Origin of the sequence: Erwinia pyrifoliae DSM 12163 (genome assembly GCF_000026985.1) — a bacterium.
GTDB classification, from domain to species: Bacteria; Pseudomonadota; Gammaproteobacteria; order Enterobacterales; family Enterobacteriaceae; genus Erwinia; species Erwinia pyrifoliae.
The window spans coordinates 3073109-3089955 of record NC_017390.1 but is presented as its reverse complement, the minus strand read 5'-3'; the positions used below and the strand labels follow the sequence as shown (position 1 = coordinate 3089955).

The following is a 16847-nucleotide window of genomic DNA, read 5'->3' as shown; positions in this document are numbered from 1 at the left end:
CAGCCCGGAAACATGAGTATTGGTGGTGGAGGCGGGGCAGGGAAGGTTCAATACAGGGATCTGACTGTTTCAGACCCATATGGATATAGCAACACCCGCTCTGATGAAGTATGTTTCCAATGGAAAGCATATCATTAAAGTTGAACTTTCTACTTGTAAGGCCGGTGGTAGCCAGATTGAGTAGTGCAGGATCACCCTTGAAGATGTGCTTGTGACCAATGTCCTGTTCAATGGATCGACACACTCCGAATTCCTGAGTTTGTCATATCAGTTCCAGGCATCTAAAGTCAAAATTCAGTATTGGGAACAGGCTTCCTCGGGCGGTAAAGGGGCAGAGTCACAATCAGGATGGGATATCAAAAGTAATAAAGAAGCCTAAGTGAAAATTTTAAATGGAAGCAGTGATTTATACACACTGCTTCGGTTAAAATTTATAGGTTGGACTATTCTGCTAAAAAACTTTTCCCTAATGAACGTTTTACGGGCAACATTACCAACTATATTCGTTGAAACTCCATCAAATGTCCCGCCGATTATGCCACCGACAAGAGGGATCATTTTTCCTAAATAGATAGCCCCTCTCTCACCAAACTTTGTTAACAATCTAAATCCTACTTTTTTGTTAATGGCGAATATCGTTTCTTTCGATATACTTCTAATTAATTGAGTAGACATCTTAGAGCCAACAACAATCCCCGTGCCTTTGAGGATATCTTTCGCTGCATTCCCGACAAGGCAACTATAAACAAGGCTTCTTACTCGGTCATCTTTCACATCCCATCCTCCCATTATTGCAAGTGAGGTTATCATTCGAATTTGAACATAAAGGACAGTAGCGATGCTGGCTGGGACTACAGAGGGGCCACCAGGCAGCTAAGGTTCGGTATAGCTTATCTCAAACGTAGGTATTGTTTAAAAATGCATAAATGGAAATAAGCCTGACGTTAGGGCTTGTTGTTTTATCCAAACCTCAGATATGTTGTTCCATCCATGTACGAACACGCATAATATTTGGGTGAGAAAGTATAAATATTATGCTGGATGCAATAATAAGTATGCCCCTTATTTCATGGTTCGGTGTAATAGAATGGTAATTAAGGAAATGGTGTTTTTACATAATATTAAACAGGTTTTTGGTTGTGTTTTGTTACGTCATTGTGGAGCCTATCCTCAATGACCTAACATCTGTTCAGGGTTAATTAACACCCAACGCTTTATACACCGCATCAACCGGCTCTGAATAAAAACTGACCTGGAATTTAGTAAACAGCTCTGTCGGTACGGTTGGGATGTCCATTGCGGATGCCATAGGTAACAATACGCGCTTCGCGCCACTATCAAATGCCACCTGCAGGCATGCGGCCAGATCCTGCACCGGGTTAATGACACCGCCAAGCGTCATGCTACCCAGTACCACCATTTGTTCCTGAACAGGTTTTGACAGTAACACCGAGCAGAATGCAATGAGTGCTGCAAGGCTGGTTGAAATGCTGGGGCCGGTACTATGGAGTTCCACAGCATGAAGATGATATTCATGGTCTGAGAACTTCGCTGTGGCACTGATGCGGCTGAGATTTCCTTTGAAATAATCAAACCCCACGCGGATGGCTTCTTTAGCGCCGGTATTTGAACCAATCCCGGAAACCGAATGTTTACCGTTCCCCGCTGTCATCTGTGTTTCAAAACGATACAGCCCGGTCATTCCCCCCTCGGCTTGAGTCACCAGATGGACAACGCCCGGTTTAGGCATACCAGCAGGAATTAATTCGCTGCCGCCCTGTTCTGGCACGCTGACGAAGAATTCTTCCAGCGTCTCGTTATCGATGTAACTGAAATTCACATCGAAGAACTCCAGTCCACCCAGCTTTTTAAGCTGTTCTTTGACGCGACGACGGGCTTCCATAGCGTAGGTCAGGCAAACACGAACATCTTCTTTGCTGTAGGCTCCATTAGGATGTAGCAGCTTCAATAAACCTGACACCGTGCGCCTTACCGCGATTACGTCGCGCTGGTTGAGGTTATTACCCAGCTTGTAGAATTTATCAATCGCATCGGAGAAGCTGCGTTTGCGCATTTCCCGCATGTATTCGGCGAGATAATCGGTGATAAGGCCGTAGCGATTGGTAAAGAATTCCGGGCGCATTTTCGGGATTTCCCAGCCGGGGATATAGGCATGGAAGCGGTCGAAAAACGCCGTGTCAATCATTGCGGCAGGGAAGGGGGCTAAGAGATGGCTGGTTTTGACTAACGTTTCAACGCTTTGATTGATGTTGCCGACGAATACCATCGATGCTTTGCCTTCAATCGAATCTCTACCGCGGGAAAACGAGCCAGACGCCATGTAATCTTTCATTATTTGTACGCCGTCTTTGTCTTTAAAAGTGATCCCCGCCACCTCATCGAATGCTACTACGTCCCACATTCCTACCAGGCCGATCTGGCGGCTGGCCATGTTGTAAAACAGGTTTGCAACGGTGGTTTGCCCGCCGGAGACTAACAGTGAGTTAGGTGAACATTCTTTATAAACATGGCTTTTACCGGTACCGCGTGGACCCAGTTCGCAGACGTTGTAGTTGTTTTCCACGAAAGGGATCATACGGGTGATCAGGTGCCACTTGGTTCGCTGCTCAATGTTAGCGGGTTCCATCCCCACGGAACGTAGCAGGACATCAATCCACTGATCGCGGTTGAAGTGTGCGCGCGCGGTGAGCACCTCTTCCATATCCATATTGGGCATCTGGATAGGTTTGATGGTCATCAGGGAGAAGGGCGACGTTTTCTGCCCTTCCTCAAAGAAATAGTTCACGGTGATCATGCACCAGATGCCGCCGGTCAACAGCTTCTCATTGTCCTTTACCATCTGCGGCGGCACCAGCGCATCTTTAATACCGAGGTTTGAGAGCTGAGCCTCGTAAACGTCTTTCTTCTGATTGAGCTTTACCGACACTTTGTCGATGATCTTGTAGGATCCGCGTTCGCGAATCAGCGATTTCACCTTTTCTGCCTCATCGGGGCGGACGTAGTTATCAGCCAGAATGCGCTTAACGTTCTGCAACCCTTGCTCGACGATCTGGTCATCGTCGGAAGCACAATACATACCGAGCAGATACTCCAGCACATAAACCGGAACGTTAGCCCCTTCCTTGAGCTGCTTGGTCAGATCCTTACGCACCACGCGTCCGCGAAAATGCTGATTCAGCAAAGCGTCCAGATCGTAACCTTCTGCGACGAGTTCCCCTTCGGATATCACTGGAACGGGTAAGTCATGATGGGTTTGCATATCGCCTCACTTAAAAGAAATCATCCTGAAACGCCAGATCGATAATCACAGGGTACTTCTGGTAACCCGTTTCCGTTTGTGCATCCTCGAGAACTAACCAGTATTCATTACGACGATTGAAATTTGCGCCAATCAGTTTCAGCGTAACGTCACGTACGCGTTTTTCCATTGTACCGTTGTCGCTGTCAAAACTGATTCGCTCTTTGCTGGAAACCATGTTATTCGCACTGTCGACGATGAAAATATTCAGGGTGCGTGTTTCGTACAGCTCACTGACCGGGTGAGTCTGGAGCAGGCTGACCTTATCAATGTTATTCACCAGCTTGATCATCGGATGATACGCAACAATATCAACCGGACGACGCTGTGGTTGTTTGTCGGCTGCGGTTTTCTGCAGCGCTTTCACCTGCAATACCGGCACGCAAACTTCCTGCAACGTCGCTCCACCGTGCACAAACCGCGCACCACCTGAGAAATGAAAACGCTGGATCCCTTTAGGGATCATGAACTCGCTGTTATCGCTGACGCCTGCGGTATCCGCCACTTTCCCTTTCCAGCAAAAGTCATCGGCAGGAAGCTGATGGCCAATAATAAAGCGTTTGTGGTTTTTAATCGTATTGTCCGGCTTAATCTGCAGCGTGGTTTTATCCTGGCCGGAAAGGGGTTGCTGCTGGAACAGGAAACCATGGTCTGCCGTTACGATAATGCGTGTACCGTGGAGTCGGTTTATCACTCGGGTCACCAAATCTTTTAGCTCGACCACAGCATTGCGGCATGCTTCAAAGGTTTTTTCTTCTGTCGATGCGCTGTCGCCGATGGCATCAATCGTGTTATGCCAGATATAAACGACCTCGTAATCGCGAATAAGATCCCGCCCTTCCTGATTTTTCCATTTCAAAAGGTCGTCCGATTTTACTGCCATCCCTTTATATTTCTTGAGAATGGTATTGCGATTAGGCGTACCTGAGGTGGACAATCCGTCCGCATAAACGATGTCGCCATTACCCGGTTGATAGCCCATCTCGTCATGAGGCAGTAATGCTGCCATGCCCAGTTGGGTATAGCTGGGTAACACGCCCAACTGGGAACGCAGTTCGGCAGTAAAGCGTTTCTCGGTTTTGATCTGGTTACCCAGTTCTTCTGCCACTTCATAACGCAGCGCATCGGAGATAATCACGAACACGCGCTTGATCTGCGGATTGTTAAACTGTGGTTTGACCGCCTCATTGTAGAAGTTCTGCTGTGAGGGAACGCCCGGAATACGCCACGCCTGCATACGGTTTTCGGCTGCCAGAACCTTATTCCAGCTACGGCTCAGTTCCGCCAGATACCAGTTGGAATACAGCGCTTCGATATAGTCATCCAGGCTTTTCAGGATCATTGCGCCTTTGCTGTGAACCAACAGCGCGTATTCGTTAAACAGGCGGTAGGCCTGATCAAAGCGGAACAGCTCTTCGCAGTAGGCTTTCCAGAATGTTGCGCTGTCCTGATAGTGGAAGCCGTCGATGTGACGATTACGCAGATTCAGCAGCCGTTCGGCCTGACGCAGCGCATCATAAATGGCGTAGTATTCCTGGCGTGTCTGGCACCAGTACTTACTCTGACGCTCGGACATGAGCTTCTTGAAGGCTTCGCGGTCGAGCGTGGTGCTTTCTTCCTGAAGCTGCGTCACCAGCGCATGAATGATGGTCTGTTCAATGCTCAGCGTGGTTTCGCACGCGTGCAAATCATAGGGCGAGCTGAGACGGTACTGGTCTTCTGGTCGCAGCGCATCCTGCATCTGCTGTGCGCAATAATCATAAGCGTCTTTGTAGCGACGGTCGGCACGCCAGGTGACCATAAAGGCCAGCGCGGATGCTCTGCCTGACGGCGTGGCCAGCACGTTTTTTTCCAGCCATGCGCTTTTATGTGGATCTGCCTGTGCGGAGAGATCGGTACAGAACAGCTTGAGGATCAGGTTTTCCAGCGAAGGATGCTCGGCCTGGTAGCCCATTTCCTGATTCAGAATGCCCCACAGCACGCCTTGCAGATCGTGGCGTTTCAGCATCGCCAGGGTGTTTTCCAGATCGCTGTCGTCATCTTGCTGCTGATTAACGTATTGGGTCATCAGGCTGAACAGGATCTCTTCCGTTTTTGCTGTTTTGACGCCAGCGATGACCGCAACCATCTTCTTATCAAGAGAGGCTTCGTTTTCCTGCTCTGTCACCAGGCCTTTTAAGGCAGACAGACGCCTGAGGCTGAAAAATGCCTTGCGGCGTTGAATATGATCGCGCAGGCCAGGCTGCGGAATACCCAACGTATTCAGAGTGATGGCGGCGAAATCAGCGTGGAACTCCGCACTGTAAAGACGAATGTCCAACAGCCAGTCGAACTCTTTTGCGGGCACATCGTGGGGAAACCACAGCAAAAACTGCTGTTCAGGCTCATCGATTTCAATGCGCTTTTTCACCGCCAGCTGTGACTGGTCGGACATATTGAGCAGCGTGACGTTCTCCAGTTTGAGGTTACCCAGCTCCTCAAGGAAACGCTTATCGGGATCGTGCCAGAAAACGATGCGATGTTCGGCGAATTTAGCTTTAAGGCCGGCAATAAATTCCTGATTTTGCAAGGTCACAATCCCATATTGATTCTGTAAATTCGAGTATGTCAGAATGTCGGGAACCGATGTTCAGCGTTCTGACACAAAGCCATATTTTATCATGAACCGGAAGTGACGGGTGCCTGAATAAGGCGGGTTTCCGGTATTGAGATCACCACCGGTCTGAAGCCCGGTGGTGGGAAAGGATATGCAATCTGACTTAAATCACCCCGGCCGCATTGCCGGTAATGGCTTTTACATCCGCCAGCAGATCGCCAAACTTACCGTAGTTAACCTTAACGCCATCGTCGAGATCAATACTGATTCTCATATCAGCATAGTGGCGCAGGCGATCGTCGAAGCTACGCAGTTCGTTGAATTTTTTGCTCAGGCTATCACGCTCACGCTTCAGACGCGTGGCTTCACCGCCGGAGGCACCATCGACCTGTTCATGCAGGCGATCGATATTGGCCTGGTAGCGTGCCAGCAGCGGGACGACATATTCGGTACGCATTCTCGCCAGCGTGGCGTCGTTGTAGCGATGCAGATAGACCAGGCACTCAAACGCTTTCTCTTTGCCGGAGCTGAACAGCCAGTAGATCGGGCGCTTTTTATACATCTTCAGATGATCTTTCCAGAACTGGGTGGAAAGATAGCGGCGGATGGTATCCAGCGCAGCTTCGCCTTTTTTCGGTTTTATCGCGTATAAACAGAGGCTTTCGGCGATAAAATCGAGGTTTTCCTGCAGGTGCTCATCGCCCCAGACGGTGCGGACAAACTCTTTGACGCGCGCGGTAACGTCGTCATCAAACCACTCGTCATCCATCAATGGCAGGATACCGTCATTGTCCGCTGGGAAGGTTTTGTATGCGCCTTCAGCGACAAGTTCGGCGAAGCCTTTATTACCTTCGTGGGCGTAGACGAGGCCTTCGCGATCGAGGGAGTAGCGGCCCATTTGGCAGCCGATGGAGTAGCTAATAAAATCAATTGTTAAATCTGTATAATATTTTTTGAGTTGCTCGGTGTAATTTGTAATATTTTTGTATCGATAAAACGGATTACATAAAAGGGTTATTTCGTTTTTTGATACCGATTTTACAGCGCTGTTATCCAATCCATTTTTTTTAATAAAAATATTGTTTATGTTATTTTCAATAGTCGTAAGTAGTTCAATTATTTCATTATCTGTTAATACCTTTTGCTCATAGACTTGCTTGAGCATTAAGGGGGGGGGATTGTTTTTGAGTAATGGGGATTTATCATAATCCCAAGATAGTTCGGATGAATCCCAGTCATTTTTGGCTGTGTTAATAGCACTCTTGACTAGCTCGGGTATTCTATCGTCTAATTCGGAAAGGGGTACTGATGCTAATTCACCACTTGTAAAACTAAGTGTAGGAGCAAGAATTGATAAGTAGTGATTTATAACGGGCGTACACATTAATCCTGCTGCAAATAAGAGGTTGTTTTTGTCATTTGAGAATCCACAGCGCCCTGTGTCATCAAAAACAAAACCTTCTGGACGATATCTTACGCAAAAATTCCCTTGGCTTATTTTAGACCAAGTTATACCTTCGAGAAAGTAAAATTCATCATTTCTAACAGCTGATCGGGTTTTTCCGTTCTCAAATTTGAAATTTCTTATTTCGTAACCATCATTCATCCAATTTACAACCAACTCATTATTACCGTACCATTTTCGGTATTCCCCACCACTACTGCATGGAATCCATTTATATGTTGATGGCTTTCCATTATAATTTTTATTAATGGATGATTTGTCCAAGGAAATTTCAAACCAATATCGCTGGAATCTGGTATTGTCTCCGGTTGACATTCCAGCTTTTAAAGATATTTTTTCACCAAGTTTTTTATTAACACTAAATGAGAGTAGGCTGGAAGTATCTATCCAATAGGCAATCGGTGAACCTGGTATTTTTTTAAAAGTATTTTGCTTGAATCTATTGAAAATATTCTTGTGCAAAAGAAGGTCATTTTTCTTTTCAGCTTCTGTGCCGCCGATTAGTCTGAAGAAAACTGGTTGGTATTTTTCATTGCGATGATTTTTAATCACCCATGCTGTTGTTTGAACCACCTCTCCAGAAATTTGCCCAAATGCCCGCGCCCCTAAATGGGCCATTGTGATAAACATCTTATTATCCAATAACCAACCGCGCAGCGATTCGTAGCTAGACAGGAACATCCAGGCTTGCATATTTATCTGGGCATTAAATCCATTTTCTTTAAGCAAAGAGAATGCATGCTGCATAAACATCGCAAACAAATCAGCTTTACTTTCCGGGAAATTATCTTTGGCAAACTCTTTCAGCTCACCATTCATTCCCTTACTGCCCATATACGGCGGATTAGCCACCACCGCATCATACCGCTGTGCCAGTATCCACGCCTGTTGAATATACGGAATAAACGCTTTCGCTGCGGACCTCTGCTGGAAATCCCCTTTTTGTTCCAGGCGATACAGCGCATTGAGAAACGCCTTCAGCTCAGCTTCTTCTTCCTGCGGCACCTGAATCAGTGAGCCCAGCGTTTTGGCATTCACAAAGCGCTTCAGGGTACGTATTAGCAGCGGGTATTCCGCACTGTCGGTATGAGGCAATGCGGTATTTTCGGCAAAAATATCCCCCATGCTGCCGGTCTGGCTCTGCTGATGAAAATTCAGCTGTTGCCACAGTCTGGCAATATCCAGATGCAGGCTTTCTTGCAGGGAGACAATATTCAGGCGCACGTCGCGGGTGAATATCCGGCGGTCATCCTGACGGGCCATCATTAATAATGCAAAGCCGGAAAGTTGGGCAGCACGGTCGTCAATGTCGAGACCAAAAATATTATTTTCCAGAATCAGCTGCGGAATATCACGGGCGCGATAGCCGCGCTCTTCGTAGATATTTTTCAGCACGTTATAGGCTTCAATCAAAATATGCCCGGAGCCGCAGGCCGGGTCGAGCACCCTGATGCTTTCCGGTTCAATGCTGGCAGGCGTAATGGCGGCCAGCTGCGTCTGCACTTCCGGCGTCTGTTCGGCCGGCTCAATGTAATACTCCATTTTGCCTTTCAGCGGCGAGTCCGGGTAGGTCTGTAGCCACTGGCGACCGACGGAGTTCTGCACCAGATACTGCACAATCCAGTTCGGGGTAAACAGCTGGGTGGCGGCAGGAATATCTTCGCTCTTTACCACCATGCCAATAACGGCACCTTTTTTCTCAGAGATATAGAACTGATACAGCCAGCCGATAACCTCAACGTCTTCCCAGTCTTCTTCAGGAATGCTGTCTACCAAATCGCGCAGAATGGAGTCGGTACGGGTCAGGTTATCTGGTAAAAGCAGCTCGGCTTCGTCATCCACTGCTTCGAACAGGAACGGCATCGCACGGTGCAGGGCATGACACTGTGCCAGCAGTAGTTCACGGTACAGCGCTTCGTCCTGGTTGCCGGAAAGCTTCATCTCAACCAGCTGTGCCTTTTTCTCCGGCAGCAGAGTTTCCGCCACTTCCGGCACATGATCCAGCACTTCAAAGCCGGATGGGTTTTCCGGGTGCGAGAGCACACGGAAGCCGTGATCAAGATAACCCTGGATTTCCATATAACGGAGGGCACACAGGCGGTTAAACCAGGTGTAGGCGCAGTGTTCAACCAGCACGTCAAAGCCCTGCTCGCGGGCGCGTTTGACCAGACGGTCACGGCGCGTGAGGGTGGATTTGGGGTAGTCGAACTGGCCATAGCGCACGGTTTCGCCGACGATCCCGGCGTCCGCAATCTGCAGATTGCCTTTTTTATCAGCGGAAATCCCCAGCGTGGTCAGCTTCTGGATCACCGCATCGCGTAACTGGTTACGGGCCTGTGGCGCGTATTTTTTGATGTTATTAGTATTCATAGAAATCCTGCAAAGGGCAGCAGAGCGCTGCCCTGAAATGGGGTTACTGAAGACGGATCCTGTCACCTGCCTCAATGGCTGCCAGCAGCGCTGCGCGAAGCGTATCCAGCGCTTTTTCCACCTGCTCAGTGGTTTCCAGTACTTCGCTGCCAGCGGCTTTGCGCATCTCACTGGCAACATTCACCAGATGCGTTTTTTTCGGTACCGGTTGGATAACGGGTTTTTCAGCTGCAACGTAAGACTGCCGTGGTTCTGTGGCCTGTTTGGTCTCTTTTACGGCCCGTAGCTGGGCTTCCTGCTTTTTACGCAGCTCGTCGATCCACTGGTTTATTTTCTTCTCTGCATCCGTTTGCAGCGCCATCGTCTCTTGCTGTTCCGCCAGAATTTCCGGGATCGACTGGCTGACCTCGGCGCGTTTTCTGGCTTTTTGCATCGGCTGCAAAACACTGTTTTGCAGCTCTGCGGTAGCATGCGCTTCCTGCAAACGTTGACGGCTCTCTTCAATTCGCGCGTCAATGCGTTCCAGAGCATGTTGTCGGTGCTGTTCGACTAACTGATGGTTGACGTTCTGCACCTGTTCAATCAGCGGCGTGATGCGATTGAGATGTTTATAAGGCTCCGGCATCTGCCAGATGCTTTCCAGTTCACCCAGCGCTTTCACCGTCACGGTGTTTTTTTCCAGCGCGCTGCGGTTGGATTTAAAGCTGCCATTCAGCGCAGCGCCCAGCTTTTGCCAGGTGGCAAACTGCTTACGGTAGAAATCGACCAAATCTTCGCGATCTTCGCTGAATTCCAGCAGTTCATTGGCCAGAGTTGTGACCCGCTCAATCAGGGCAAAATCTTCTTTTTCGCTAAGAATGGAATTCAGCAGGCGCAGACCTGATTCAATTTCATCTTTCCCTGGATTGTTTCCACCTTCCGCTTTCGCTCTGAAGACATTTAGTTCCTGTTTCCAGTCGTCGAAGACCTGACGGATATGTTCAACCAGTGCGGGTTCTTCACGCTCGCTAAACGGCTGCTGGGCAATCTGCGCCATAGTTTGCGCGGCTTTGCGAATTTGCGATTCGTCGTGACGGCGAATTTTGTGCAGGCGCAGCTCGCTGTGGCGGCGGCTGTTGTTAAACAGATCCCACGCCTGATTACGCTCGATATTGTTATTCTGCTGGCTGAAGCTGAATTTACCTTTGCGCGCCAGACGGGCAACCAGCAGCTTCACTTCCTCTTCCGGCCATCCATACGGGCGGCGAGCAAAGTGGTTCAGGATATCGCGTAAATAGACCGGCTTGTTGTACTCAATGTTCATGCTGACCCAGGTTTCCACCTCACGCATCGCGTCGGGATTGGATTCTTCTGTGTCGCCAAGATCAAGTTCGGTGTCGTTTTCTAACGTAAGCTGTTGATGAATCTCACGCGCGATTTCGCCATTATAAGGACGCAGCTTCTTTAATTTGCCGAAGGTATTTTCAATCACATAGCGGCAGGCTTCATCCACAATGCTGGACGGTGTTGAGGATTTCTTCGGTAAGCGCTCGCCAATCGCCCAGATGTCTGCTTCGGCAAGGAGTGACTCCAGCTGTACGCGAAGCATTTTCTCGCGCACGCTGTTCTCGCGCGCCTTTTCTGAAAGCAGGCTGGCCTGTTCCGGGCGCTGACCTGCATTGTCTCTAAGGAATTTTTCAGTCTGGACGACCAAATCGATATCGGTCCAGGTCCGGGCATCGGCAGGTAAACGAATTAAAATGCAGCCATCACCTTCTGAGGTGTATGGGCGGCACGCAGCATCGTTGTTATAAAAATCATAGGTCGGATCTTTTGGCGTGAGGATTTTCACCACCAGATCGTTAAGCATCGCACCGTCTAACGGGTGCCCGTTCAGGAAGCGGCTGATATCGAAGTCCTGCTTGTTTGCCGGGTAGCGATATTTGCGGTTTTTCAAAATATCATCAAAGATGATCGAAGCCAGTTTCTTGTTGATCGCGGAGAAGTCGACTTCAACGTTGCGGATTTCGTTCTCGATCTCTTTTTCTTCATTGGTCAGGAAAACGTGTTTGTCTTCAACATGTGTAATCAGCATTTCCCGTTCCAGCTTGTTCAGGCTTTTTTCAACGCAACGGCGCAGCTCAACTTTGTCGGTATCGATTTTGTCTATCGAAAGGGTGACCAGGTTGTCTAATGTGCTTTTCAGCACATCGACATAGCGGATCAGGAACAGCGTTTTCAGCAAGTTACCATCGAACTCATCAAGGATGCCATTCTGGCAGGCCTGAGTGATGGTGCGGCTGACGGCTGGCTCCAGGAAGCTCTCAATTGCAGCATAAAAACGCCAGAACGGAACCAGAGAATCCAGGCCTTGCGGAGCGATTTGCTGTGCCGCAGTCTGGAAGGCTTCCAGTTGTGAACGTTCACCCATCGCTAACTGTTTACCGGCGGCACCTTTAGTACGAATAGATTCAAAAACCTTCTGCAGAATCTGGTAGTGCCACGGGACAAACGGGTAGTTATCAATAAATTCTTCTTCACTGGTGTAAGGGCGTAATGAAGCGCTGGTTGTGGGATCAAAGGCAAGCTGGTTACGCAGAATGTCGCCTTTTTCCTGCCAGACTTTAGCGAGTGCAGGTTTTGCCGCATCGTTTTTTACCAGCAAACGTTTTTGAATAACTTCGGAGGTATTGGAGCTTGAAAGCTGCAAACGGGTAGAGAAACGGCCCTGGATTTTAGAGAAGTCCTGTCCGTCGCGGCTGCTCATACCACCAATGGCCGCATTGATATCCGCCTGAGAGGTGACAATAACCCATGCACGCCCACCGCAGATAACCCCCAGGTTTTCAGTGATGGTCTGCAGCTTCAACATCATCTGCGTATTTTTACCGATAAACTGGCCGACTTCATCCACCATAAAGAGGATGTTTTTGCCGTTTTCATCCAGCCACTCTTTAACCCATTGGCAAAAGTTATTGATATCCAAGGGGAAATTTTTATCAAGCTGTTCTACCCACTGACGCGAGGCATCAACGCTTTGACCCGTGGCCTGGCTTAAGGCCTCCGCCATTTCATCGCTGATGAAATAGTAGGAGTCGCGCTCTTTTTCCCAGTTCTTCTCAGTAATACTTGAGAAGGCCGTTTTAAAAGTCTCATATTGCCCGCGTTTAGCCAGTTCGCGCTCAAGATGGGCGATGTGTGGGAAATCAGCACAGTAACCAACCCGGTCGTTAAACACTTTAAGGAAGACTTTAAGAATGGCGTCTTCTTTGTCGTCGACGTTAGCGCGAGAATCAATATTGAACAGAATCACTTCCGTCGGATGGTGGACCGCTTTTTTGATATCAGCAAGGAACAGCGCATCTTTTTTGATTTTTTCTTCAAAGAAGGCGTATGCATGACGTTCCGTACCGTTATGGCTGACTTTGCGGTTAGACAACAGATAAGACAGGATCTTGATAAAGTGCGATTTACCTGAGCCAAAGAACCCTGAAACCCATACGCCAATTTTGTTCTCCATGCGTATGCGCTCCGGGCCGGTTGCCGGAACATAAGATTCAAAGAAATGGCGAAGATGCCCTTCCAGTTCCCGAGTGATGACGTATTCATCCATCTCAATCCAGGCGCTGGCATCGTCCGTCTGTTCGGCTTTTACAACGCCATTAATATTTCGGTCAAGGCGTTTATCAAAGATCTGTTCAATATTCATTGCTGTGCTCTTTAACGAGGATTCAATGTCGCCGATGGTCCACTTTCGGGTACCAGCCTGAAGGCGCGATAATAATTCCGGGAGTCAATATCGGTTAACGGGGCCAGGTTATGTCCGCTGTACTTTCCCGGGTAAAACATTAACAGCGGGGTAAAACCCATTACATCCTGCAGGGCGCTCATCAGCTCATGTCCACGAACAACGGGCCAGGCATTACCCATACCAGTAAGGATGACGAAATTCTGACTTTTAAGATCGACTTCTTTTGCTATGTGATCGGCGATCTTCTTTTGATTGAGCAGGCCTACAAGCTGTTTTTTCAACGCTTCTGTGCCCACTTTCACTTCCTGCTGACAGACGCGCTCAAATAACCTACGTTGATTGAGTATGTCGATAATGATCTGAAAGATATTTAGGTGCGCGAACGTGTAGTCTTTTTCCAGATTACGGAACAGATATTTCAGGTGTTCACGTACCTGTAACTCATTCTGAGCGGGGTAATCAAAAATCCAAAAACCAATCTCGTTTCCGGAGCCGTTATTTTTGAGAAAGCGATCTTCGCTAATGCGGCTCTGAACCTGTGACAGGCGGTATTCAAGCACGGGATCGATCACCGTTGCCCCTCCAGAATAGAAACCAGTTCCTGTTGCCCAAGGCGCTGCAAGGTTGCCTGGGTTTCTGGTAATAGAAAGACCGACTGGAGATTACGCCGACGCGGCGTATCCAGATAACCCGCTTCAGCCAGCGCTTTGATCAGGTTATTGCCCATTTTCTTGATGGATGACTCCGAGTAACTGGTGAGTACAGGCTGCTGCCGAAGGTGGCTGGTCACAAACTCATCCCAGCTATCCCTTGAGAGCTTTTCTTTAAACTGTCTGCGCAGGTCATTCACTACTTCTGACAGGAAGTCCTTAACAACCGGTGAATGGAGGATCAGAGCGACAAACAGCAATTGCTGACGTTCGCGCTCGCTCCCCTCTGCAATGAGCATCCACGCGGCTTTATCAAGTGTATTCAGGCGTAGTTTTATTGTTGTCGCGTAACGCTTTGCCGTATTGACAGAGGAGGCTTGTAGCATGTTATGACCAACGATCTGTTCTTGCCAGGTCTGTTCATCTGGGTCGGCAAGCATGAGCTCAGCGATGATTCGACTTTCCCTGCTCATTAGTGGCCCGCCCAGCAGGTCACCAATCCATGTTTTGTCGTTATTCATCGTTATATTTACCCTTAGAAAACTGCAAACCAGCTCGCAAAAAACAATGAGGGATTGTAATGGTTAGGCGGAAGGATGTCATGGTTTGAATCGCAAGGAAACACCAGAGAATGCCTGCTTTTTTTAGCCACCAGGCACAGGAGAGGTCAAAGTGTGCTGCTAATCGCGTGTAATTTTTATCGTGAATATGGCATTATCGAATGCAGACCTTGCTTGTGTTTTTGCTCATGCTCTGTCGTCAGAGAAGCAGCGTTTGTTGAAGTTATTTGCCAATGACATGCAGTTCTCAGTAATACTGGATATAATGTAAACAGTTAATTTGTTAATCTGGAGCCGCTATGAGCAACAACAAAAAATTTCAGGTAACCTACGCTAAGCCGTCTCGCACGGACATTGTGCGTTCTGTGGTGACGTCAACAGCGGTTGAAACAGGCCAGCCCGCTGCGAAGATTGAAGCTTCTTTGGAAGTCGCACGCAAAAAATTCGCGCATTTACGTCTTGCAGTTTAATCGCTTCTCAGAGCTTCCATGACCCAGTTTTTCATCGGCTCGTAGTCCATTGACATGCCTGCATGAATAGCCGATATATACTGGGTTTTGTTTTGCTCCCAGCTTTGATAATCCAGCGGTTTGTATCCACCTTGAACGGCCATCACGTCGGCTAATAGTCGAGACAGGCGACCGTTTCCCTCTCTGAATGGATGGATGAGTATCAGCTCGACATGGGTGATGGCGATAGCGGTGATGAGTTGTTCTTCGTCCATGCTGCTACACGGCGTGTATTGAGCCAGATACCTGGTGTCGAATTCGTTCAGCAGTTTTGGCAACTGCGCTGAGGGGGCAAACATAAAGCCGCCCTTGCTGATATTGACCGCTCTTTCTTGTCCAGCCCACTCGTAGATGTTACCTAACCAGCGGCGGTGCCAGCTTTTTACCAGGGCTACGCTGAGCTGTCCTTCCGGGAACTGTTCTTCAAAAACGGACTGGTAGAGTTGTTCTAACAGGATGGACTGACCCCACAACGGTAGACAAATTCTGTCCTCACGACGAGGCCTGTTCAAAGGCCTCCGGGCTGACGCCACCGAGATGGCTGTGACGCCGGGCCCGGTTGTAGAACACTTCAATGTAATCGAAGATATCCGCGCGGGCCAGATCCCGTGTTTTATACATCCGCTTTCTGATCCGTTCTTTTTTCAGTGAACTGAAGAACGATTCGGCCACGGCATTATCCCAGCAGTTACCACGCCGGCTCATACTCGGGACCAGGTTATTGGCCCGGCAAAACCGTTGCCAGTCGTCGCTGCCGTACTGGCTGCCCTGATCGCTATGCACAATCACCTCGCCGTCCGGTTTTCGTCGCCAGACCGCCATCATGAGCGCATCCAGTGCCAGTTCGCGTGAGAGGGTGGGCTTCATCGACCACCCCACCACGTTACGGGCAAAGAGGTCGATAACCACCGCCAGATACAACCAGCCCTGCCAGGTGCGGATGTAGGTGATATCGGTCACCCAGACCTGATTGGCCCGGACAACAGTAAACTGCCGCTGCACGCGATTAGGGGCAACCACTGAAGGTCTGCCAGCAATACGACGCGGAGCTTTATAGCCGCGCACGGCTTTAATCCGGTTCAGTTGCATAATACGGCCCACCCGGTTTTTACCGCAGGTTTCCCCGATTTCGTTCAGGTCGCCATGAACCCGCCGGTAACCGTATACGCCTCCGCTCAGTGAATATGAGTCACGGATAAGCGTCAGCAGACGCTGGTTATCTTTATCACGCGCCGAGACCGGGTTGTGCAGCCACGCATAGAACCCGGCCCGGGCGACATGAAGTACCCGACACATCGTCATCACACCCCATACAGTGCGGTGCTCATTGATAAAGCGGTACTTCAGTCGGGCTCCCTTGCAAAGTACCGCGCGGCCTTTTTCAGGATATCCCGTTCTTCTTCGGTGCGTTTTAGCTGCGCCCGTAGTTTCAGGATCTCGCTTTTGGCTTCCAGTAAATCCCGGGCATGCTGTTCGCTGTTATCAGGTTTGACAGCCCGAAGCCACTTGTAGAGACTGTGTGCAGAGACGCCCAGACGGTCNGAAACTTCAGCGACGGAATAGCCGCGTTCCGTTATTTGACGGACGGCTTCTTCTTTAAATTCAGGTGTAAATCGTGGTGTGCCCATACGTTCCTCCTATGCTCAAA

The 16847-nt window shown here is 49.0% G+C and carries 9 protein-coding genes and 2 pseudogenes; 2 read left to right on the top strand and 9 right to left on the bottom strand.

Features of this window, described 5'->3' with window-relative positions; all coding sequences use genetic code 11:
- Positions 1-379: pseudogene (locus EPYR_RS19480) on the top strand (Hcp family type VI secretion system effector); the annotation flags it as partial.
- On the opposite strand, the gene EPYR_RS14115 reads toward EPYR_RS19480, so the two are convergent.
- The 7 genes from EPYR_RS14115 to brxA all read right to left on the bottom strand — a co-directional run bounded on the left by EPYR_RS14115 (position 376) and on the right by brxA (position 14651).
- Positions 376-774, bottom strand: coding sequence for a hypothetical protein (locus tag EPYR_RS14115; protein WP_226060746.1), 399 nt, complete (start codon positions 772-774; stop codon positions 376-378). The pseudogene EPYR_RS19480 and the gene EPYR_RS14115 sit on opposite strands and share 4 nt — an antisense overlap.
- Before the next feature lie 421 nt (positions 775-1195).
- Positions 1196-3280: a protease Lon-related BREX system protein BrxL gene (gene brxL / locus EPYR_RS14110; protein ID WP_012669049.1), complete on the bottom strand. Its 2085-nt coding sequence runs from the start codon at positions 3278-3280 to the stop codon at positions 1196-1198.
- Positions 3281-3290: 10 nt separating this feature from the next.
- A complete protein-coding gene (gene pglZ, locus EPYR_RS14105) occupies positions 3291-5888 on the bottom strand; it encodes a BREX-1 system phosphatase PglZ type A (protein WP_012669048.1) in 2598 nt (865 codons plus the stop codon).
- Between the two features lie 190 nt (positions 5889-6078).
- The gene (gene pglX / locus EPYR_RS14100) at positions 6079-9750 is read right to left on the bottom strand and encodes a BREX-1 system adenine-specific DNA-methyltransferase PglX (protein WP_012669047.1); all 3672 of its coding nucleotides are present in this window, start codon (positions 9748-9750) and stop codon (positions 6079-6081) included.
- Positions 9751-9793: 43 nt separating this feature from the next.
- Positions 9794-13438, bottom strand: a complete 3645-nt coding sequence (brxC, locus tag EPYR_RS14095) for a BREX system P-loop protein BrxC (protein ID WP_012669046.1) — start codon at positions 13436-13438, stop codon at positions 9794-9796.
- An 11-nt stretch (positions 13439-13449) separates the two neighbouring features.
- Positions 13450-14052 carry a BREX-1 system protein BrxB gene (brxB, locus tag EPYR_RS14090; RefSeq protein ID WP_012669045.1) on the bottom strand — a complete coding sequence of 201 codons (603 nt, stop codon included), beginning with the start codon at positions 14050-14052 and terminating at the stop codon, positions 13450-13452.
- Complete coding sequence (gene brxA / locus EPYR_RS14085; RefSeq protein ID WP_012669044.1) at positions 14049-14651, bottom strand: BREX-1 system protein BrxA; 603 nt, start codon at positions 14649-14651, stop codon at positions 14049-14051. Before brxA ends, brxB begins: the two co-directional genes overlap by 4 nt.
- 338 nt (positions 14652-14989) lie before the next feature.
- On the opposite strand from brxA, the gene EPYR_RS20785 reads away from it, so the two are divergent.
- The gene (locus tag EPYR_RS20785; protein ID WP_014543468.1) at positions 14990-15160 is read left to right on the top strand and encodes a hypothetical protein; all 171 of its coding nucleotides are present in this window, start codon (positions 14990-14992) and stop codon (positions 15158-15160) included.
- Here the strand turns inward: EPYR_RS20785 and EPYR_RS14080 are convergent.
- Positions 15157-15657: pseudogene (locus EPYR_RS14080) on the bottom strand (Fic/DOC family protein); the annotation flags it as partial. The gene EPYR_RS20785 and the pseudogene EPYR_RS14080 overlap by 4 nt on opposite strands.
- Positions 15658-15691: 34 nt before the next feature.
- Positions 15692-16827, bottom strand: a protein-coding gene (locus EPYR_RS14075) for an IS3 family transposase (protein WP_104945024.1) whose coding sequence is annotated in 2 segments (ribosomal slippage) — positions 15692-16581 and positions 16581-16827 — 1137 coding nt in all. Because the reading frame shifts where the segments join, the coding sequence is not laid out codon by codon here.
- Positions 16828-16847 lie beyond the last annotated feature (20 nt).

What these genes read in the sequence shown, in the direction of transcription:
- brxA (WP_012669044.1), bottom strand. Translation starts at nt 14,651, where the DNA reads ATGAATAACGACAAAACATGGATTGGTGACCTGCTGGGCGGGCCACTA.
- pglX (WP_012669047.1), bottom strand. Translation starts at nt 9,750, where the DNA reads ATGAATACTAATAACATCAAAAAATACGCGCCACAGGCCCGTAACCAG.
- EPYR_RS20785 (WP_014543468.1), top strand. Translation starts at nt 14,990, where the DNA reads ATGAGCAACAACAAAAAATTTCAGGTAACCTACGCTAAGCCGTCTCGC.
- brxL (WP_012669049.1), bottom strand. Translation starts at nt 3,280, where the DNA reads ATGCAAACCCATCATGACTTACCCGTTCCAGTGATATCCGAAGGGGAA.
- brxC (WP_012669046.1), bottom strand. Translation starts at nt 13,438, where the DNA reads ATGAATATTGAACAGATCTTTGATAAACGCCTTGACCGAAATATTAAT.